The organism is Actibacterium naphthalenivorans, assembly GCF_014196965.1.
Taxonomy (GTDB): domain Bacteria; phylum Pseudomonadota; class Alphaproteobacteria; order Rhodobacterales; family Rhodobacteraceae; genus Actibacterium_A; species Actibacterium_A naphthalenivorans.
Genome location: NZ_JACIEQ010000002.1, coordinates 389,890 through 410,195 on the forward strand (window position 1 = coordinate 389,890; position 20,306 = coordinate 410,195).

21 protein-coding genes and 1 tRNA gene are annotated in these 20,306 nt (G+C 63.5%); 6 read left to right on the forward strand and 16 right to left on the reverse strand.

Annotated features, from left to right (window positions below; genetic code table 11):
* Positions 1-38 precede the first annotated feature (38 nt).
* The 12 genes from GGR17_RS10240 to iscR all read right to left on the reverse strand — a co-directional run bounded on the left by GGR17_RS10240 (position 39) and on the right by iscR (position 11,104).
* On the reverse strand, positions 39-1,610 hold the full coding sequence (locus GGR17_RS10240) for a phytoene desaturase family protein (RefSeq protein ID WP_054538893.1): 1,572 nt from the start codon (positions 1,608-1,610) through the stop codon (positions 39-41).
* A 490-nt stretch (positions 1,611-2,100) separates the two neighbouring features.
* A tRNA-Arg gene (locus GGR17_RS10245) sits at positions 2,101-2,177 on the reverse strand.
* 271 nt (positions 2,178-2,448) lie between these two features.
* Entirely contained in the window at positions 2,449-3,669 is a 1,221-nt protein-coding gene (locus GGR17_RS10250; protein WP_054538894.1) for a cysteine desulfurase, read from the reverse strand.
* Positions 3,662-4,264, reverse strand: coding sequence for a Yip1 family protein (locus tag GGR17_RS10255; protein WP_037206689.1), 603 nt, complete (start codon positions 4,262-4,264; stop codon positions 3,662-3,664). The genes GGR17_RS10250 and GGR17_RS10255 overlap by 8 nt, the downstream gene beginning before the upstream one ends.
* Complete coding sequence (locus GGR17_RS10260) at positions 4,261-4,764, reverse strand: YIP1 family protein (protein ID WP_054538895.1); 504 nt, start codon at positions 4,762-4,764, stop codon at positions 4,261-4,263. The genes GGR17_RS10255 and GGR17_RS10260 overlap by 4 nt, the downstream gene beginning before the upstream one ends.
* 11 nt (positions 4,765-4,775) lie before the next feature.
* On the reverse strand, positions 4,776-6,065 hold the full coding sequence (sufD, locus tag GGR17_RS10265) for a Fe-S cluster assembly protein SufD (protein ID WP_054538896.1): 1,290 nt from the start codon (positions 6,063-6,065) through the stop codon (positions 4,776-4,778).
* Positions 6,065-6,820, reverse strand: coding sequence for a Fe-S cluster assembly ATPase SufC (gene sufC, locus GGR17_RS10270; protein ID WP_054538897.1), 756 nt, complete (start codon positions 6,818-6,820; stop codon positions 6,065-6,067). Before sufC ends, sufD begins: the two co-directional genes overlap by 1 nt.
* Before the next feature lie 147 nt (positions 6,821-6,967).
* Positions 6,968-7,474, reverse strand: a complete 507-nt coding sequence (locus tag GGR17_RS10275) for a hypothetical protein (RefSeq protein WP_157445558.1) — start codon at positions 7,472-7,474, stop codon at positions 6,968-6,970.
* A gap of 81 nt (positions 7,475-7,555) precedes the next feature.
* Entirely contained in the window at positions 7,556-7,867 is a 312-nt protein-coding gene (locus tag GGR17_RS10280) for a heavy metal-binding domain-containing protein (protein WP_054538899.1), read from the reverse strand.
* Positions 7,868-7,907: 40 nt separating this feature from the next.
* Positions 7,908-9,431, reverse strand: a complete 1,524-nt coding sequence (sufB, locus tag GGR17_RS10285; protein ID WP_054538900.1) for a Fe-S cluster assembly protein SufB — start codon at positions 9,429-9,431, stop codon at positions 7,908-7,910.
* Positions 9,432-9,480: 49 nt separating this feature from the next.
* A complete protein-coding gene (locus GGR17_RS10290; RefSeq protein WP_054538901.1) occupies positions 9,481-10,527 on the reverse strand; it encodes a cysteine desulfurase family protein in 1,047 nt (348 codons plus the stop codon).
* A gap of 115 nt (positions 10,528-10,642) precedes the next feature.
* On the reverse strand, positions 10,643-11,104 hold the full coding sequence (iscR, locus tag GGR17_RS10295) for a Fe-S cluster assembly transcriptional regulator IscR (RefSeq protein WP_054538902.1): 462 nt from the start codon (positions 11,102-11,104) through the stop codon (positions 10,643-10,645).
* 156 nt (positions 11,105-11,260) lie between these two features.
* Between iscR and GGR17_RS10300 the strand changes: the two genes are divergently transcribed.
* Positions 11,261-11,914 carry an alpha/beta hydrolase gene (locus GGR17_RS10300; protein ID WP_037206669.1) on the forward strand — a complete coding sequence of 218 codons (654 nt, stop codon included), beginning with the start codon at positions 11,261-11,263 and terminating at the stop codon, positions 11,912-11,914.
* Positions 11,915-12,011: 97 nt separating this feature from the next.
* Here GGR17_RS10300 and GGR17_RS10305 read toward each other — a convergent pair whose 3' ends face one another.
* Complete coding sequence (locus GGR17_RS10305) at positions 12,012-13,034, reverse strand: calcium-binding protein (protein ID WP_054538903.1); 1,023 nt, start codon at positions 13,032-13,034, stop codon at positions 12,012-12,014.
* A gap of 258 nt (positions 13,035-13,292) precedes the next feature.
* On the opposite strand from GGR17_RS10305, the gene GGR17_RS10310 reads away from it, so the two are divergent.
* The 5 genes from GGR17_RS10310 (at position 13,293) to typA (ending at position 18,140) form a co-directional block, all read left to right on the forward strand.
* Entirely contained in the window at positions 13,293-14,507 is a 1,215-nt protein-coding gene (locus GGR17_RS10310; protein WP_037206667.1) for an NADP-dependent isocitrate dehydrogenase, read from the forward strand.
* Between the two features lie 97 nt (positions 14,508-14,604).
* Positions 14,605-15,234 (forward strand): YitT family protein, encoded by a 630-nt coding sequence (locus GGR17_RS10315; protein ID WP_054538904.1) that lies wholly within the window; start codon positions 14,605-14,607, stop codon positions 15,232-15,234.
* A gap of 54 nt (positions 15,235-15,288) precedes the next feature.
* Complete coding sequence (locus tag GGR17_RS10320) at positions 15,289-15,891, forward strand: YitT family protein (protein WP_054540388.1); 603 nt, start codon at positions 15,289-15,291, stop codon at positions 15,889-15,891.
* Positions 15,892-15,901: 10 nt separating this feature from the next.
* Complete coding sequence (locus tag GGR17_RS10325) at positions 15,902-16,237, forward strand: DMT family transporter (RefSeq protein ID WP_054538905.1); 336 nt, start codon at positions 15,902-15,904, stop codon at positions 16,235-16,237.
* A gap of 82 nt (positions 16,238-16,319) precedes the next feature.
* Positions 16,320-18,140, forward strand: coding sequence for a translational GTPase TypA (gene typA / locus GGR17_RS10330; protein WP_054538906.1), 1,821 nt, complete (start codon positions 16,320-16,322; stop codon positions 18,138-18,140).
* Positions 18,141-18,161: 21 nt separating this feature from the next.
* Here typA and GGR17_RS10335 read toward each other — a convergent pair whose 3' ends face one another.
* The 3 genes from GGR17_RS10335 to GGR17_RS10345 all read right to left on the reverse strand — a co-directional run bounded on the left by GGR17_RS10335 (position 18,162) and on the right by GGR17_RS10345 (position 20,305).
* Positions 18,162-18,581 carry a Zn-ribbon domain-containing OB-fold protein gene (locus GGR17_RS10335; RefSeq protein ID WP_054538907.1) on the reverse strand — a complete coding sequence of 140 codons (420 nt, stop codon included), beginning with the start codon at positions 18,579-18,581 and terminating at the stop codon, positions 18,162-18,164.
* A 1-nt stretch (position 18,582) separates the two neighbouring features.
* Positions 18,583-19,863 carry a thiolase family protein gene (locus GGR17_RS10340; protein ID WP_054538908.1) on the reverse strand — a complete coding sequence of 427 codons (1,281 nt, stop codon included), beginning with the start codon at positions 19,861-19,863 and terminating at the stop codon, positions 18,583-18,585.
* Positions 19,864-20,020: 157 nt separating this feature from the next.
* On the reverse strand, positions 20,021-20,305 hold the full coding sequence (locus GGR17_RS10345) for a DUF1330 domain-containing protein (RefSeq protein WP_054538909.1): 285 nt from the start codon (positions 20,303-20,305) through the stop codon (positions 20,021-20,023).
* Position 20,306: the final 1 nt, after the last annotated feature.

Below are 20,306 nucleotides of genomic sequence, written 5' to 3' on the forward strand. Positions count from 1 at the left end.
CGGCGCGAGAGCAAAAGGATCCGCGCGCCGGCCGTTCGTCACGTTATGTTCTTCAGCATCACCTTGGCGGCGCTTCGGCCGCTCGCGCCCCAGACGCCGCCGCCGGGATGCGTGCTGGCGCCGGTTAGATAGACGCCCTCGATCGGCGTCTTGTAACCGGACAGATCCGGCAGCGGCCGGAACGAAAGCATTTGGTCCATGCTCATTTCCAGATGGGTGACATCGCCCTGGACCATCCCGATCACGCGCTCGATGTCCAGCGGTGTCTGGATGTAGCGATCAATCAGCTTGCCCTTCATGTTCGGCGTATAGTCGCAGACCACATCCCAGATCTTGTCGGCTTCGCGCTCGGCGATATCGTCCCAGTTCTCGCCCTCCAGGTGATAGGGATGATAGGATGACCAGCTGTAGAGCAGATGCTTGCCTTCGGGCGCAAGCGACGGGTCTACCGCTGTGAAGCTCATCTGCATCACCGGTGGCACCTCGGGCGGGCGCCCTGCGCGCCCGAGATTCGTGGAGCGCGTGAGCGTCTGGACGCTGGGGCAAAGCAGTTGCATGCCGTGATGGCATTCGCCGACCCCGTGCTCGTTCAGCGCCTGCCCCGCATAGGCCGGCAGCTCCGAGACGGCCTGACGGATCATGAAACCGGAGCCGTTCATCACCTTGAGCGCCTTCAACCGGCGCGCCATGCCAGGGTCGACCAGATCCGGGTCGAGCAGCTTGAGCAGCGCGGTCTGGACGTGGCAGCCGAACAGAACGTTTTCGGCGGTCACCGCCATGTCGCCGGCGCGCACCTCGAAACCATCGCCGGTTTTAACCACCCGCTCCACCTCGGCATCGGTCAGGATCGTGCCGCCGAACCCTTCCAGCGCACGGCCGAGCGCCACCGACACCATTCCAGAGCCGCCGATCGCGCGGAACGCGCCATCGTCATGGATCATGCCGTAATGGCCAAGGATGGTCGCGCTTGACGCCGTATCGGGATGCGGGCCGTTCTGGGCGCCGAGCCAGATCAACGCCGCCTTCAACTCCTCACTCTCGAAAAGCTCCTCGAGCAGGCGACGGGAATCGATGAGCACCTGGCGGACCAGATCATCGGATTTGAGCGCGGTACGCACGGCGCCGGGCCTGGTGAACGCTGTTTTCAGCACCGAGGCGATCGTCTGTCCCATGGAGGGCGGTTCCGACATCGCCGGCCAGATCAGACGCTGCACGTCGCCCCATGTCGTCATGAAATCCCGATAGGTTTCCGCATCGCGCGGGCTGATCGCGGCAATGCTCTCGCAGGTCTTGTCGAGGCTGCGGTAAAAGGTGATCGCCTTGTCGGTGCCCTTGACCGGATAGAAACCCCAAGGGTCCAGTTCGATATATTCGAGACCGTGCTTCTCGAGTTCCAGATCCCTGGCGATTCCGGTGGTCGGGAAAAGCACATGGATGGATGAGCCGATATCAACCTTGTAGCCGCCGAACATCTCCTCTGTGCAGGCGGCCCCGCCGATCACCGGCCGGCGCTCAAGGACAACCACTTTCTTGCCGGCCTTCGCCAGATAGCAGGCGCTGGTCAGGGCGTTGTGCCCGGCGCCGATCACCGCGACGTCATATTTGGTCATGTGTTCGTTTCTCCCGTCTTTCGCTTTTGAAAGCGTTGCGCTCGTTACCAATCGGTCCGGGCTTCGGTACGCGGTGCCTGCATGCGGTGCCTGTGCGCGCGGCCCGGGTGAAAAAGCGATCGATCCATGTGCAGACAAAGCCCCGGCGGGCTTGGCCGGGATATCTCCTTCATTGTCCGACAGCTCTGTTTCCCCGGGGCAATGTAGCGCGTCATTTTCAGAAACCAGCCCGCCGGACAGAGGCGATCCCGCAGCGTTTGAAACAGCGGGTGCCTTCGGAACCATCTGTAAAGTCAGCAAGACGGCCTGGCCGATATCGCCACGTTCCAACAGGTTCACGAACGCCCAGCAGCTGGTGCCACGGCCCTTGCGCGCAGGCAAATCCGTTTTGCCGCGCCTGATCGCCACTGTCGGAAACAGGGGGCTCGAATCCCGAATAGTTCCTGACCCTTCAAGGGGGCGGGGGAGATTTCAGCCGAGAGAAGTGAAATGGCGCACCCATCAGGATTCGAACCTGAGGCCTTCGCCTTCGGAGGGCGACGCTCTATCCAGCTGAGCTATGGGTGCGCAGTGAGATTCGAAAATCCCGGAATGCCTGCATACTGCTTACGCGAAGGGCCAGACCTTGCAACCGGAAACTTGTCCGTATCCGCAAGAGATTGCTTTCGCGCTACTTTTTACCTTCTACTCCCGCCCCCCCGTATCCGCCTGTCGCAGGGAAACACCCCTTGCGGCGCCACGGGGCAGCTCTCGTGCCGTCATATAGGGGAAAGCGTGCGGGGCTGCAAACCCTTTCCCGGCCCCCTTCCGCCCGGCGTCCGCCTGCCCTGCTGCGGGCTCAGGCGAACAGCTCGTGACACAGCTCCAGCGCCTCGATCAGCCGGTCGACCTCCTGCGTGGTGTTGTAGAGCCCGAAAGAGGCGCGGCAGGTGGCCGTCACCCCCAGATGGTCCATCAGCGGGCCGGCGCAGTGATGCCCCGCCCGCACCGCGACGCCCTTCTTGTCGAGCACGGTGGAAATGTCATGGGCATGGGCCGGACCATCGAGCGTGAAGGAAAATATCGCGCCCTTGCCCGCCGAATTGCCCTGCACGTTCAGCCAGTTCAGCCCGGCCAGCCGGTCGCGCGCATAGGCGGTCAGCGCGGCCTCATGCGCGGCGACATTCTCCATGCCCAGCCCCATCATGTAGTCCAGCGCCACGCCCATCCCGATTTGCTGAACGATTCCGGGGGTTCCGGCCTCGAACTTCATCGGCGGCTCGGCATAGGTCACGCTGTCCTTGTGCACCTCTCGGATCATGTCACCGCCACCCATGAATGGGCGCATCTCGGCCATGCGCTCCTTGCGGATATGAATCGCGCCCGACCCGGAAGGGCCGTACAGCTTGTGCCCGGTGATGGCATAGAAATCGGCCCCGATCGCATCCACATCCACCGGCCGGTGCACCGCCGCCTGCGAGCCATCGAGCAGTACCGCGACACCCCTGTCATGCGCGGCGTCCACGATCGGTTTCACATCGACCACCGTGCCAAGAACATTCGACATGTGGGTCAGCGCGATCAGCCTGGTCTTCGGGCCGATCGCGGCGATCACCGCTTCGGGATCGAGATCGCCATTGGCGTCCACATCCACCCATTTCAGCACCACGCCCTGCCGCTCGCGCAGGAAATGCCAGGGCACGATATTGGCGTGATGCTCCATCACGCTCAGCACGATCTCGTCGCCCGCCTGCAGCCGCGGCATCGCCCAGCCATGGGCGACAAGATTGATGCCCTCGGTCGTGCCCGAGGTAAAGACGATCTCGTTCTCGTCCTTCGCGCCGAGAAACGCCGCCACCTTGCCGCGCACGGCCTCGTATTTCTCGGTCGCCAGATTGCTCAGGTAATGCAGCCCGCGATGCACGTTGGCGTATTCCATCGAATAGGCCTGCGTTATCGCGTCGATCACCACCTGCGGCTTTTGCGCCGAGGCGCCGTTATCGAGATAGACCAGCGGCTTGCCGTTCACCTCGCGCGCGAGGATCGGAAAATCACGGCGGATGGCGTTGACATCATACATCATAAAGCTCCGGTACCATGAGCGCCCCGGTCATCGAGAGCAGCATGAAGAAGGTCAGGCCAAGGGCGAACCCCGTCAGCAGGATCATCAGAAACACCGGGAACAGCGATTTGAACCCGTGCAGCACCGCGACGAAATTGGTCAGCAGCCACAGGGTCAGGCCGATGTTCACAAAGCCCATCAGCACCGCGAAGGGCGGCAGGGCGATCAGAAAGAAGATCTGTACCGCGTTGAACAGCAGCATCACCGCCTGAAGCCAGACCGTCAGCCGCAGCGCGCCTTCAAAGCTGCCATGCCCCCCCAGCGCCCGCCCGACGCGGTGAATGCAGATCACCATCGCCAACGTGGCGCCAAAGGCGATCAGTGCGGTCACCAATGGCGCGTCGTTGAAAAACGCCATCATCGGATCGGCCGGGGCCGGGATCAGCGCGTTGCTGAGATAGGTCATCATCAGACCCAGGATCACCACCAGCGCCAGCGCCTGCCACCACAGCGCGCGCGGATACGGCAGCGCCAGCACCCGCCGCGCGCCATCCTGCGGGCGCAGCACCGTGTCGCGCGCCAGCCCGATCAGGGAAATCAGCGTCTCGCTCATACCTGCCTCTCCGCATGGCCATGTCCTTCGGCTTCCATAAGGCCTGCGCCCCAGATGTAAAGGAAGCCGAAGGTCACGAGGCTTGAAACCGCCGTCAGCGTGGCGCCCGACCCGATGAACCCTGCCACCAGCCCGTGCAACAGCCACAGCGGCGAGATCGCCAGAAACGCCCAGAACAGCGCCAGACGCGCGCCGAACCAGCTGCCCCGCCCGCCCAGCAGCCGGGCAATCAGATGACTGCCCGCCGCAATTCCGTAAAGCGCCAGCGGAACGATGAAGACCCAGCCCAGAAGCGCGCCGCCGATGCGCGCGTCCAGCGGGATCTCGGGGTTCAGATGCGTCTCGCGCGCAAGGCGCGGCAGGGTGGACAGAAACACCAGCAGACAGGCCGTGAAGACATAGACCAGCGCGCGATCCTCGCGCGGGCCGCCGTCAAGCTGCCGGCGCAGCGCCGCGCGCGGCGCACGATAGGTTTTCAGGATCTCGGTTGTGATCGCCATCTATCCCCGGCCTATCCCCGGCGCCGTGCAAGCCAGCCTTCGAGCCGGTCCAGAATTTCGGCGGCGATTTCGGCAGCGGCGATCTCGTCGATCGCCTCGGCCAGAAACGCCAGCGTCAGCATGTCGGTCGCCTCGCTCCGGGGCACCCCGCGGGCGCGCAGATAGAACAGCGCATCCTCGTCGAGCGCACCCGAGGTGGAGCCATGCGAACAGGCCACGTCGTCGGCATAGATCTCCAGTTCCGGCTTGGCCAGGAACTGCGCGTTGTCATCCAGCAGCAGCGCCTGGCTGATCTGGTAGCCGTCGGTCTTCTGCGCCCCCGCCTTGACCAGGATCTTGCCCTGAAACACGCCGGTGGCACCGTTACGCAGCACCTTCTTGAACACCTGACGGCTTTCGCAATTCACTGCGTCGTGGGTAACGAACACCGTGTCGTCATGGTGAAAATCGCCGTCGCCCAACGCCACGCCCGCGATATGCGCCGAGGCGTCATTCCCGGTCAGCTCGATCACCGCCTCGTTGCGGGTCATCACGCCATTGGCTGTCATGGTGAAGGATTTGAACAGGCTCTCGGCCCCGAGCCGGGCAAAGATATGGGTGACCGCCTGCCGCTCGTGATCACGGCCCTGGGCGCGGATATGGTGGAAGGCGGCCTTGTCGGCGACCTCCACCTCCATCACCTTGTTGAACCGTGCTGCCGCCGGTCCGTTTTCCAGAACGGTCAGTTCCGCCCCCTCCTCCACCTTGATCACATGGTGCAGCATCGCATCGGATGTCTCTGATTCATGGAGATAAACAAACCGGATCGGCTTTTTCACCACGCCGGTGGCGCGGAGCAGGATCCCGTCATGCGCGAAGGCGGTGTTGAGCGCGGCCAAGGGGCGCTGAACCGGCGCCTGCCCGCGCTCTTCCAACACGCCGTAAACGTCTTTCGCCCAATGGATATCGGCAAGCGCGGCCTCTCCAAGCCGCTCGATCACGACCCCTTCGAGCGACAGCTCGTCCGACGCACCCGCATCGAAGACACCATCCCGAAAGACGATATCGAGCGTATCCAGATTGCCGTAAATCGGGCTTTCATCCGAAACAGAAAACACCGCAGCGGCGGCCGCCTGCGGGGCGTTCAGACCGGTCGGGTTCGTGTATCTCCAATATTCATCCCGCCGCCCCGGCAAGCCCATCGCCCGCAGCCGGGCCAGCGCCCCGGCCTGTGCCGTCTCGATCCAGGCCGCGCCCGTCAGCGGCGAAAGGGCGGCGATCCGCGCCTCGGTGCTATCCAGTTTTGCTTGTGGCAGGCCCATCACGCAAACTCCGCCAGAATATCGGCATAGCCGTTTTGCTCGACCTCCAGCGCCAGCTCGGGCCCGCCCGTCTTGACGATGCGGCCAGCGGCCATGATATGCACCACGTCAGGTTTGATATGGTCCAGAAGCCGTTGATAATGCGTGATAACCACGAAGCCCCGCTTGCCGTCGCGCAGCGCGTTCACGCCTTCGGAGACCAGCTTCATCGCATCCACGTCCAGCCCTGAATCGGTCTCGTCGAGGATGCACATCTTGGGTTCCAGCATCGCCATCTGCAGGATCTCGTTGCGCTTCTTCTCGCCGCCCGAAAAGCCGGTGTTGACCGGGCGTTTCAGCATATCGGCATCAATCTTCAGCGTCTTGGCCTTGGCGCGGACCAGTTTCAGGAAATCGGCGGCGCTGATCTCCTCTTCGCCACGGGCCTTGCGCTGCGCGTTCACGGCGGTGCGCAGGAAGGTCATGTTGCCCACGCCGGGGATCTCGACCGGGTACTGGAACGCCAGGAACAGCCCCGCCGCGGCGCGCTCTTCAGGCTCCATCTCCAGCAGGTCCTCCCCGTCTAGCATTGCCGAGCCGCCCGTCACCTCATAGCCGCCGCGGCCCGACAGCACATAGCTCAGCGTCGATTTGCCAGAGCCGTTCGGCCCCATGATGGCATGAACCGAACCCGGCTCGACCGTCAGATCGACGCCCTTGAGGATTTGCTTGTCCTCTTCTTCAAGTTTGACCTGCAGGTTTTTGATCTCAAGCATTTTTCTCTCCGGAATATCTTTGGGCCGGCAGCAGGCCGGCGGCGCGCCATGCCGATGAGGCGATGGCGCCAGAAGGTGTCAGCTGTGCGCAAGGGCGCCATGCTTGCGGCACGGCACCAGATTTGTGCGGCGGCGCGAAGGCGCGGCTCAGCCGCCGATGGTCAGGAACAGGATAGAATTGGGCTGCGTACTGGCGATCACGCCGCGCACCCAGGCATCGCTGAAGATCAGCGCGAACAGGCCGGGCGCGCGATGCACGGCCATATGCATGCACAGCGCCGCAAGCCCGATGCCGAACCCCTTTGCCGCCAGATGCTCGGGCGATTTCATGTTGGTGGCCATGCGGATCACGAAAGACACGACCATCGACATCGCCATATCCATCGCCAGATAATCCGCCAGCACATCCGCCCCGGCGCCCGCGCCGCCCAGCAGATGAAACCGCACGTAGCGCGAGGCGAACAGGGTGAACAGCCCCAGGAAAAACGCCATGACGATCGACAGCGGGTAGAGCGCGTTGCCAAGACGCGGCGCCTTTTTCGCCGGCACCGCCCGGGGCCGCGCGACGACCACGCCGTCCGGCACGAACTGACGGCCCGAGCTGATCCGGGCCAGCCGCTGTTCGAACCCCGCCTTGTTCACATTCATGGTCATCCCTGCCTCCGACCGCGTGTTGCGGTGAAACTGGCGCCGAAATGTGGCAGGTTTTCGATAGAAAACGCGTCATTTTTCGCCTTATCCCAGTGTGACAGCCGTGCCGCTGGCCGAAACCATCAGCATGTTGTTGATCACCTCGTAATCCAGATCGACGCCGACCACCGCATTGCCGCTCACGGCCGCGGCGCGCTCTTCCAGCTCGCGCAGCGCGGTGCCGCGCGCCTCGGCCAGGCTCTGCTCATAGGCACCGGACCGGCCGCCGATGATATCGGTGATGCCCGCGAACAGATCGCGGAACACGTTGGCGCCCAGAATGGCCTCGCCCACGACGACGCCGTGATAGGCGGTGATCTTGCGGCCCTCGACAGAGGGCGTGGTGGTTACGATCATGTCCTGATATCCCTCTCCGGCCTCATCGCCACGCGTGGCATCACCCCACCGACCCTTCCAGCGAGATCGCCACAAGCTGCTGCGCCTCCATGGCGAACTCCATCGGCAGCGCCTGCAGCACGTCGCGGCAGAACCCGTTCACCACCAGCGCCACGGCCTCTTCCTCGTCCATCCCGCGCGAGCGGCAATAGAACAGCTGGTCGTCATCCACCTTCGAGGTCGTCGCCTCATGCTCGACCCGCGAAGAGCTGTTTCGAACCTCGATATAGGGCACCGTATGGGCCCCGCATTTGTCGCCGATCAGCAGGCTGTCGCATTGGGTATAGTTGCGGCTGTTCGTGGCCTTCGGGTGCATCGACACCAGGCCGCGATAGGTGTTCTGGGCCCTGCCCGCCGAAATCCCCTTCGACACGATGCGCGACTTGGTGTTCTTGCCCAGATGCACCATCTTGGTGCCGGTATCGGCCTGCTGCATGTTGTTGGTGATGGCGATGGAGTAGAACTCGCCCTGGCTGTCATCGCCGCGCAGAATGCACGACGGGTATTTCCACGTCACGGCAGAGCCGGTTTCAACCTGCGTCCACATCACCTTGGCGCGATCCCCGCGACAATCGGCGCGCTTGGTCACGAAGTTATAGATACCGCCCTTGCCCTCCTCGTCACCGGGGAACCAGTTCTGGACGGTGGAATATTTCACCTCGGCGTCTTCCTCGATCACGATCTCCACCACCGCGGCATGAAGCTGCGCCACATCGCGCTGGGGCGCGGTGCAGCCTTCCAGGTAGGACACATAGCTGCCCTTGTCGGCGATGATCAGCGTGCGCTCGAACTGGCCGGTGTTTTCGGCGTTGATGCGGAAATAGGTGCTCAGCTCCATCGGGCATTTCACGCCCGGCGGCACATAGACGAAAGAGCCATCGGAAAACACCGCGCTGTTGAGCGTGGCATAGAAATTGTCCGATTGCGGCACGACCGACCCAAGGTATTTCTTGACCAGTTCGGGATGGTTCTTGATCGCCTCTGAGATCGAGCAGAAAATCACCCCGGCCTTCTTCAGCTCCGCCTGAAAGGTGGTGCCGACGGAAACGGAATCGAACACCGCGTCAACGGCAACCTTGCGCCCCTCGGCAGGCATGTCTTCAGCGCCCTCGACGCCGGCAAGCAACATCTGCTCCTTCAGCGGGATGCCCAGCTTTTCATAGGTCGCCAGCAGCTTCGGATCGACCTCGTCCAGAGACTTCGGTTTCACATCCATGCTCTTGGGGCGGGCGTAATAGAACTGATCCTGAAAGTCGATTTCAGGATAGTCGACCATCGCCCAGGTCGGCTCTTCCATGTTTTCCCAGCGGCGATAGGCCTGAAGCCGCCAGTCGGTCATCCATTCGGGCTCTTCGTTCTTTTCCGAGATCAGGCGAACGATATCCTCGTTCAGCCCCTTGGGAGCATATTCCATCTCGATCTCGGTTTCCCAGCCGTATTTGTACTTTCCGGCCATGGATTGCACGGTCTCGACCGTTTCACGGTCCACGCCTTCCCGAACCTCGGTGTCTTTCACGGTTGCCATGATCGCATTCCCTCTCCGCGCCACGGGGGCGCTGATCCTGTGTTCCCTGTCACGCCGCGCGGGCGCGAAATTTCTCATGCCGCGCCAGCCAGGCGCGTGCGAATCTCTGAATCTCGTCTTCGGTCGTATCGGGGCCAAGCGAGACGCGAATCGCCGATCCGGCCATCGCCTCGTCAAACCCCATCGCCGCCAGCACCCGGCTGGCCTTCACCTTGCCGCTGGAACAGGCCGAACCGGCCGAGATCGCGAAACCGGCCAGATCCATCTGCATCACCTGCGTTTCGCCCTTCCAGCCGGGCGTGATGAAGCAGGATGTGTTGGGCAGCCGTCTCGCGTCTTTCCCGACAAAAATAGTCTCTTTTGAGCCATCCGCAATGGCGGCTTCCAGTTTGTCGCGCAACTCCGCCACCCTGTCCCAGACGCCGGCGGCCAGATCGCGCGCCGCCGCCTCGGCCGCGGCCCCAAAGCCCGCGATGCCGGTCACGTTCTCGGTGCCCGAACGGCGCCCCATCTCCTGCCCGCCGCCGCGAATCCGCGCCGAAACCTCGGTCCCGCGCCGCACGACCAGCGCCCCGACACCCTTCGGGCCGCCAAGCTTATGCGCCGAAATCAGCGCCATGCCGACGCCGGACCAGTTGAAGGCCACCGGCAGCTTGCCAAACCCCTGTGTCATGTCCGAAACCGCCAGCCCCTCGGGCAGTTCCTGCAAGATACCGGTTTCCGAATTTGCAAGCTGAACGCAGCTCTGCGCGGGATCCTCCACACGCACTTGCCCCATGCTGTCGACCGGCAGCACAGGCCCGGTCCAGGCCGCCACCGCGTCATGCTCGATCCCGCCCGCGCTCAGCCCGCGCCCCGCCAGCGCCAGCGCGGCCGCCTCGGTGGCCGAAGAGGTGAAAATCACATCCGCCCCGTCCGCGCCAAAGGCGGCGGTCACCTGCGCGCGCGCGCGCTCCACCAGCGCCTTGGCCGCCCGCCCCTCGGCATGAACCGAAGACGGGTTGCCCAGCACATCCATCGCACCGATCATCGCCGCGCGCGCCTCGGGCCGCAGCGGCGTCGTGGCGTTGTGATCCAGATAGGCCCGGCCGCTCATCCCCGCCCCCTGGCTTCTTCTCGGCGCAAATACTCCCGCCGGAGGCACCGCGCGCCGCCAGGCGCGCGCCCCCGAAAACCTGCCGCGGCACGCGGCCCTTGGCGGGCGGTCCGGTTCATACCTCGTCCACCACGGTGAACAGCGTCGGCACCGCCGGGCAGGGGGTCAGCTCATTGGTGATGACATCGGAAAGGCGGGTCTGGTGCAAAAACACATAGACATGGGCCGACAGCCCCTCCCACAACCGGTTGGTCAGCGATTGCGCCTTGGTGCCCGACAGCCCGCCCGACGCGCCCGCGCCGGTGTGCATCGCGCTCACGGTCTCGTCCACCGCGCACAGGATATCGGCCACCCGAATCTCCGCCGGGGCCTTGGCCAGCCGGTATCCGCCGCCCGGCCCCCGCGCCGATTCCACCAATCCCGCGCGGCGCAGCTTGACGAACAGCTGCTCCAGATAGGGCAGCGAAACGTTCTGGCGGCGCGAAATCTCGGCCAGAGAGGTCAGCGCGCCGTCGGGCTGCAGGGCCAGATCGGCCAGTGCAACCATGGCATAACGCCCTTTGGTGCTGAGTTTCATGGGATGACCCCTCGCAAATGGTTGACGGCGGGGGTCAGGGTTATTACCTCCCTATCCACCCGAAACCGGAGCACAGTCCGGATTTAGAATTGTTCTAGGTTGTCTGAGGGAATTCGTCAAGAATTCCGATCAGGCCCCGCAGTTAAAGAGACATATATGCCCGAGGTCATCTTTCCCGGCCCCGAAGGACGGCTCGAAGGCCGCTATCACCCGCAAAAGGAAAAAGACGCCCCGATCGCGATCATCCTGCACCCGCACCCGCAATTCGGGGGCACGATGAACAACAAGGTCGTCTATAATCTGCACTACGCGTTCTACAACATGGGCTTCACCGTTCTGCGGTTCAATTTCCGTGGCGTGGGCCGCAGTCAGGGCGAATACGATCAGGGAATCGGCGAATTGTCCGATGCCGCCTCGGCGCTCGACTATCTGCAGTCGATGAACCAGAACGCCAAGCATTGCTGGGTCGCCGGGTTCAGCTTCGGCGCGTGGATCGGCATGCAGCTGCTGATGCGCCGGCCCGAGATCACCGGCTTCATCTCGGTCTCGCCGCCCGCCAACATGTATGACTTTTCGTTCCTGGCGCCCTGCCCCAGTTCCGGCCTGATCATCAACGGCGGCGCCGACCGCGTGGCGCCCCCGGCCGATACCCATGCGCTGGTCGACAAGCTGCACGAGCAAAAGGGCATCACCATCACCCATCAGGAGGTGGAAGGCGCCGGGCATTTCTTCGAAGACCCGCATATGGACACGCTGATCGACAACGTGGACAGCTACGTGCGGCGGCGGCTGACGGAAAACACGCGCTGACGAGCCCGCGGCGGGCGTTGTCGAGGATCCGACAGACGCCCGCCCGGAAACACAACCGGAAACACAACACGCGGCGCGGCGCCCGGACGGGCGCGGCTTACAGGATTTCGATCGTCTCCAGAACCTGCGCCACGTTGGTGACATCACGCAGGATCAGATCGGACGCGCCCGGCAGGTCGACATGCAGATCGCCCGCGGTCACCGTGGCCGATTTGAACGCCTTGCGCAGACCGCTTTCCAGCAGCAGCGTATCCTCGGCGGGGTCGAAATCCTGAATCACGTCCTGGCCGTTGTCCTTGCGCAGAACGAAGCTGTCGGCCCCGGCCCCGCCTGACATCCTGTCATTGCCCTTGCCGCCGGTCAGCATGTCGCTCCCCTTGCCGCCATCAAGCTTGTCCTTGCCGCCGCCGCCCAGCAACACATCCCCGGAGCCGCCGCCGCGCAGGACATCCGCCCCCTTGCCGCCCTCCAGACGATCGTTTCCCTTGCCGCCAAGGGCGGCGTCGTTGCCCTGCTTGCCGGTGAAGTCGTCGTCTCCGCCGCCGAGATCCACAAAGTCGTCGAACTTGGTGCCGGCGATCTTGTTGTCATCATTCGAATAGGTCCTGGCGCCATAGCTGTAGCTGGCGGCCACGAACGCCCGCGCCGAATCCACCGACATCGAGGCAAAGGTCGGCGCACCGTTGAAGGTAGGGGAATGCAGGCCGCTGACGGCCACGTTCACCTCGAACCCCGCCTTGGGCTGCGCCAGCCCGGCCTCCAGCAACAGCGGCCCGGTGGTTTGCAACGCATAGGTATAAGGCAGCCCATAGCCATAAGGGGCCATGAAGGCTTCGGGTCCGATATTGCTGGATGAAACCACGAAATCGTCGAATTCGGGCGCCTGGCTGCCGGGGCTGAACTCGACCGCAAGGGTGCTGGACAGCCCCCCGTATCCATAGCCAGAGCCATAATTCACGACCAGCGCCTGCCCCAGCATTTCGGTGGTGAAATTCAGCACGACCTGTTCGATCCGGCCAAGCGCGGGAAGGCCCGGCACCAACACCGCCCCCCGGACAATTTCGGGCTGAATCGGCGATTCCGCGATGCTGCTTTCGACGGTAAATGTCTTTTGGGCCATACTGTTCCCCATTCATACAATCACTAATAAAGACGAATATGTCTGCGCCAGACCTCTAGACGCGGTTCATGTCGTTCATGCTTCAAACGGCAGACGCTCCGCCTGATGGGCAACAAACCGCGCAACCGCCACAGTTGCGGGCTGGTTTTCCAAAACGGCGCGCCACCTCTGTATACCTTTGCATACCACCTTTCCCAACGCCCCTCTTTGCGCTATGACGCGTGCAAGCGATTCACCCAGAAACAAGAGGGCCAGCCCATGACGAAGATCAAAGTCGAAAACCCCGTTGTCGAACTCGACGGCGACGAGATGACCCGGATCATCTGGGACTTCATCAAGAAGAAACTGATCCTGCCCTATCTCGACATTGATCTGCTCTATTACGATCTGGGCATCGAGGAGCGTGACCGCACCGACGACCAGATCACCGTGGACGCGGCCGAGAAGATCAAGGAAATCGGCGTCGGCGTGAAATGCGCGACCATCACCCCCGATGAGGCGCGGGTGGAGGAATTCGGGCTCAAGCGCATGTACCGCTCGCCCAACGGCACGATCCGCAACATCCTGGGCGGCGTCATCTTCCGCCAGCCGATCATCTGCAACAACGTGCCGCGCCTTGTGCCGGGCTGGACCAAGCCGATCGTCGTGGGCCGCCATGCCTTCGGCGATCAGTACCGCGCCACCGACTTCCTGTTCCCCGGCGCGGGCAAGCTGACGATCAAATTCGTCGGCGAAGACGGCACCGAGATCGAGAAAGAGGTGTTCGACGCGCCCTCTTCCGGTGTCACCATGGCGATGTACAACCTCGACAGCTCGATCATCGACTTCGCCCGCGCCTCGATGAACTATGGTCTCAGCCTCGGCTGGCCGGTGTACCTGTCGACCAAGAACACCATCCTCAAGGCCTATGACGGCCGGTTCAAGGATCTGTTCCAGAAGGTCTACGAGGAAGAGTTCGAAGAGAAGTTCAAGGCCGCCGGCATCACCTATGAACACCGCCTGATCGACGACATGGTCGCCTGCGCCATGAAGTGGAACGGCGGCTATGTCTGGGCCTGCAAGAACTACGATGGCGACGTGCAGTCGGATACCGTGGCGCAGGGCTTCGGCTCTCTCGGCCTGATGACCTCGGTGCTGATGACGCCCGATGGCAAAACGGTCGAGGCAGAGGCCGCCCACGGCACCGTCACCCGCCACTATCGCCAGCACCAGAAGGGCGAGGAAACCTCGACCAACTCGATCGCATCGATCTACGCCTGGACCGGCGGCCTGAAGCACCGCGCCAAGCTGGATGGCAACGACGCGCTGATGAACTTTGCCGAGACGCTGGAAAAGGTCGTGGTGGACACGGTCGAAAGCGGCTTCATGACCAAGGATCTGGCGCTGCTGGTCGGCCCCGATCAGAAATGGCTGACCACGATGGGCTTCCTGGAAAAGGTCGACGAAAACCTGAACAAGGCGCTGGCCGGCTGATCACGGCCACCTGACCGAACGGAAAGGGCCGGGTTTTTCCCGGCCCTTTGCTTTTCCGGCGCTTGAAAAATGGCAGCAGTTCTGCCCTAATATCGCCATGTGCCCCGCCCCTGTTCCGATTCCGACATCCGATTCCGCCCGGCATACGCCGCTGGAGGATGCGCAGGGCCTGTCGATCGGCATTCTGATCTGCGCCATCGGCATCAACCTGCTGACCTACATGGGGTTTCTGACCGGGCAGACCGCGGGCATCGCGCTGATCGTCTCTTATCTCAGCGGCCTGTCGTTCGGGCTGGTGTTCTTCGCGATCAACCTGCCCTTCTACTGGTTCGCCTACAAACGGCTCGGGCTGGAATTCACCCTCAAATCCATCGGCTGCGTCACCGCTCTTTCGGTGCTGACCGAAAAGCTGCCGCTGGGGTTCACCGTCGCCCATCTCAACCCCGCCCTAGGCGTGGTGATGTTCGGGGTGCTGACCGGGCTGGGCCTGCTGGCCGTCTTTCGCCACAAGGGCAGCCTGGGCGGGCTGGGCGTTATCGCGCTGATGATCCAGGACAGCACGGGGTTTCGGGCCGGATATGTCCAGTTGATCGTCGATGCGCTGATCTTTTTCTGCGCGCTGTTCCTGTTCGACACGCGCGTCGTGCTTTATTCGCTGGCCGGGGCGGCGGTGCTGAACGGCGTCATCGCCTTCAACCACCGGCGCGACCGCTATATCGCCGACTGAGAGCGGCGCGCGCCCTCTGGACAATCGAGCAGATTCGGGGTGACCTGCAGCATCATGTCCGACGCCAAGATCCACACCCCGCTGGAAGACGCCCAAGGCCTGCTGGTGGGCACCGCCCTTGTGGCGCTCTCGGTGCATCTGCTGCATGGCGCATCGCTGATCACCGGCCAGATCGCCGGGCTGTCGCTGCTGCTCTCCTATGTCAGCGGCTGGAGCTTCGGCGCCTTCTTCTTTGCGCTCAACCTGCCGTTCTACTGGCTGGCGCTGCGCCGTTTGGGCGGGGCATTCACGCTCAAGACCTTCTGCGCGGTGGGGCTGATGTCGCTGTTCACCGAACTGCTGCCCCATCTGATCACCTTCGAGCGGCTCGATCCCGCCGCCGCCGCCGTGCTGGCCGGGGTCACGGCGGGCGCCGGGCTGCTGGCGCTGTTCCGCCACGGTGCCAGCCTGGGCGGGGTCGGCATCGTGGGGCTGTACCTGCAGGACAAGACCGGGTTCAAGGCGGGCTGGACCCAACTGATCTTCGACGCCTGCGTGTTCATCCTCGCGCTGTTCCTGCTCCCGATCGCGACGGTGCTCTATTCGCTTCTGGGCGCGGTGGTGCTGAACATCATCATCGCCACCAATCATCGCCGCGACCGCTATATCGCCCGCTAAGGCCCCGCCCATGCCCGTACATTACATCTTTCTGATGATCGCCGTCGTGACCGAAACCATTGGCACCACCGCCCTTCAGGCCAGCCACCAACTGACCAGGCCGGTGCCCACCGCCATCATGCTGACCGGCTACACGCTGTCGTTCTACTTCATGTCGCTGGCGCTGAAGGTGATGCCGCTGGGCGTGGTCTACGCCATCTGGTCGGGTCTGGGCATCGTGCTGATCGGCGGCATGGGCTGGCTGCTGTTCGGGCAGCGCATCGACCTTCCCGCCGCGCTCGGCATGGGGTTGATCATCGCCGGGATCGTCATCATCCACCTCTTCTCGAAGGCCACACCGCACTAAGCGGCGTTTCGCCTCTGGCCTTTTGCCGGCGCAGCATGTATCGCGGCGCCAATCTCTTCTTTCTTTATGCAGGCAGGCCCCCATGGACCTTCGCAATATCGCGATCATCGCGCACGTTGACCACGGCAAGACCACACTTGTCGACGAACTTCTGAAACAATCCGGCACCTACCGGGAAAACCAGGCCACGACCGAACGGGCGATGGACAGCAACGATCTGGAGCGTGAGCGCGGGATCACCATCCTGGCCAAGGCCACCAGCGTCGAATGGAATGGCCACCGCGTCAATATCGTCGACACGCCCGGCCACGCCGATTTCGGCGGAGAGGTCGAGCGCATCCTGTCGATGGTCGATGGCGTCGTCTTGCTGGTCGATGCCGCCGAAGGCCCGATGCCGCAAACCAAATTCGTGACCTCCAAGGCGCTGGCCCTCGGGCTGCGCCCGATCGTGGTGCTCAACAAGGTCGACAAGCCCGACGCCGAGCCCGAGCGCGCGCTGGACGAGGTGTTCGACCTCTTCGCCAACCTCGGCGCCACCGATGAACAGCTCGACTTTCCGCATATGTATGCCTCGGGCCGTAACGGCTGGGCCGACATGGAACTGGACGGTCCGCGCAAGGATCTGCACGCGCTGTTCGACCTGATCCTGAAACACGTGCCCGCCCCGGCGCAGCAGCAGCATCGCGACGAACCCTTCCGCATGCTGGCCACCACGCTGGGCTCGGACCCGTTCATCGGCCGCATCCTGACCGGCCGCGTCGAAAGCGGCACCCTGAAGCCGGGCGAGAGCGTCAAGGCGCTGGCCCGCGACGGCAGCCTTGTCGAAAACTTCCGCGTCACCAAGATTCTGGCCTTCCGGGGCCTGGGCCAACAGCCGATCGACGTGGCCGAGGCCGGCGATATCGTCAGCCTGGCCGGGATGACCAAGGCCACCGTGGCCGACACGATCTGCGCCCCCTCGGTGACCGAGGCGATCCCGGCCCAGCCGATCGACCCGCCCACCATCACCGTGACCTTCGGCATCAACGACAGCCCGCTGGCCGGCAAGGACGGCAAGAAGGTGCAGAGCCGCGTCATCCGTGACCGGCTGATGAAGGAGGCGGAATCGAACGTCGCCATCAAGGTGACCGACACCCCCGGCGGCGAAGCCTTCGAAGTGGCCGGGCGCGGCGAATTGCAGATGGGCGTTCTGATCGAGAACATGCGCCGCGAAGGGTTCGAGCTGTCGATCTCGCGTCCGCAGGTGCTGTTCCGCGAAGAGAACGGCGTCAAGCTGGAGCCGGTCGAGGAAGTCACCATCGACGTGGATGACGAATATTCCGGCGTCGTGATCGAAAAGCTGACCGGCGTGCGCAAGGGCGAGCTGGTGGAAATGAAAGCCGCCGGTGCCGGCAAGACCCGGATCATCGCCCATGTGCCGTCGCGCGGGCTGATCGGCTATCACGGCGAGTTTCTGACCGATACCCGCGGCACCGGGGTTCTGAACCGCGTGTTCCACGACTGGGCGCCGCACAAGGGCCCGATTCCGGGCCGTCGCGCCGGGGTTCTGATCTCGATGGAATCGGGCATTTCGGTGGGCTATGCGATCTGGAAGCTCGAAGACCGTGGCAAGTTCTTCATCGGCGTGCAGGAACCGGTCTATCAGGGCATGATCATCGGCGAGCACAGCCGCGAGAACGATCTCGAGGTGAACCCGCTGAAGGGCAAGCAGCTGACCAACGTCCGCGCCAGCGGTACCGACGAAGCGGTGCGCCTGACGCCGCCGGTCAAGATGTCGCTGGAGGCGGCTATCGCCTATATCGACGATGACGAACTGGTCGAGGTCACGCCGAACGCGATCCGGCTGCGCAAGCGCTATCTCGATCCGCACGAGCGCAAGCGCCATGCACGGGCGGCGGGGTAACCCCCGCCGCGCGGCGCGTTCTCAGGCCTTGATGTCGAAGACGATGACCGGCAGGTCATCCATCTGAAGCGTCGCGGCCTGAACCGGCACCGGGCCTTTCTCGAACAGAGCCTGCAGATCCTCGGGTGTCGGATCGACACCCCGAACGATCGCCTGCGCGATCGGCCCCTCCTTGAGCTGGATATGGCCATAGACATAGGGGGCGATCTTTTCGAACCGCGGGTGGCAGGCGGGCGTGATGTTGTGGCTGGCGAACAGCAGCGTGGCCTCGCCGCTCAGCTCCACCCCCTCGACATTCCAGCTTCCGCAATGCTCACAGCACCCCGTCGGCGGGAAGGTGAGTTTGCCGCAATCGGCGCATTTTATGGCGCGGTAGACGCCGGCCGAAAGACCCTCGTAGTACCAGCGGATCATGCTCGGCTGTTCAGCAGTGGCTTGCATCTTACATCCCTCCCAGAACGATCACGGTGCCGATCATGGCGTAGCCGTGGGTGTGAATGACGGAGATCTCGGGCGGCTTGGCAATCTGCCGCGCCCCGGCCGCGCCGCGCATCTGAAGCACGGCCTCATAGGTATCGCTGCCGGCGCTGGCGCCCCAGGCGTGGCCGAACGCATGGCGGCCGCCATGGGTCGACATCGGCCGGTCGCCGTCATACCGCAACCGCCCGTCGCGCGCGGCGGTCAGCATCGTGCCAGGCTCCAGATAGCCGATCATTTCGGCGGTGCAGACGCCCGAGATATGCGAACAGTCATGGGTGTGCAGATAGTCGATGTCCTTGGCGCTGATCTCGGCCATTCCCATCGCCGCATCCACCGCGCGTTTGTCGAACTCCCAATAGGTGGGATCCTCGCCGTACCATGGCAGATCGCTGTAGCTGATGCCGAACCCCTTCAGCTCGACAGGCTGCGACTTGCCGCTTTTCGCCAGATCGGCCCGTGTCAGCACCATGGCCGAGGCCCCGTCGGCGGTCGTCACAAGGCTCAGCAGGCGCGACGGCCACGCCACGAAAGGGTTGCTTTCGGGCGACTGCCAATAGGCGTAGACATCATCGAACCCCTTGCGTTTGGCCGCATCCTCCAGCGTTTCCTGGATATTCGCCTTCGGGTTCATCGCCCCGTGCTGGCGCCGTGTGCGGCAGATCTCGAACATGCCGCGATCGAAGTCCTCGATCGAAATGCCGTATTTGCGGCAATAGCCCAAACCCACCAGACCGTTATAGGCGGAAAAGATATCGTATCCCTGCGGTACACCATAGGCCTGGTTCACGGCCATGTCCGTCCAGAGCCAGGTTTTCTGATGCGAAATCGGCTCGCGCTCGTAGGGGCTGTAGCCTTTCACCTTGGTCCGGGTCGTTTCCAGCCCGTAGACCAGAACCGTATCGTAGACCCCTGCGGCAATCGCCATCGCAGCCATCGCCGCCCCGACATTGGTTGTCGAGCATTGGGCCTCGAAGTGCACACCGCTCTTGAACTGGGTGCCGGTCCATTTCGACAGTTGCGAATAAGTTCCCGGCAGCTGAGAGCTGTGGGTCATCGCGTTACCGGCAAACACCGCATCGACATCCTGCCCCGTCAGTCCGGCATCGTCGAGCGCCTCTTTCACCGCGTCGGCGGTGAGTTCCTGAATGGTTTTTCCCTTCAATTCGGGGGTTTCCAGAAGATCGCCAAAACGTGAACAGCCCACACCGCTGATCGCGACGGGCTCTCGCAGCTTGTTGCGCATGAGACTACTCCCCACTTGTCGGCCGCATCGCGACCCGCACAACCGCGGGCCACGAGGGCGCTGGTAGCAAGGGGGAGTATAACGCCGGGCCGGATGCCGCCCTTGATCTGGCGCAAGCGGCGGCAAGCGCGGGCCAAGGCCCGGACGCGGCCCGCGATCAGCTGACTTCGACGATCACCAGTTCGCGCTCGGACGCGCCGCGCGCGTGGTTCAGGGCCTCCTGATATTCGGGGCTGTGGTAACAGGCCTCGGCCGCCTCGACCGAGGCGAACCGCGCCACCACGTTGCGGGGCCGGTCGGTGCCCTCAAGCTGAACATAGCGCCCGCCACGGGCGATGAAGCTGCCGCCGTGCTTTGTGATCGCGGGGCCCGCCAGCGCCGCATAGCGGCCATAGGCCTCTTCGTCGGTCACGGTCACATGTGCAATCCAGAGCGCGCCCATC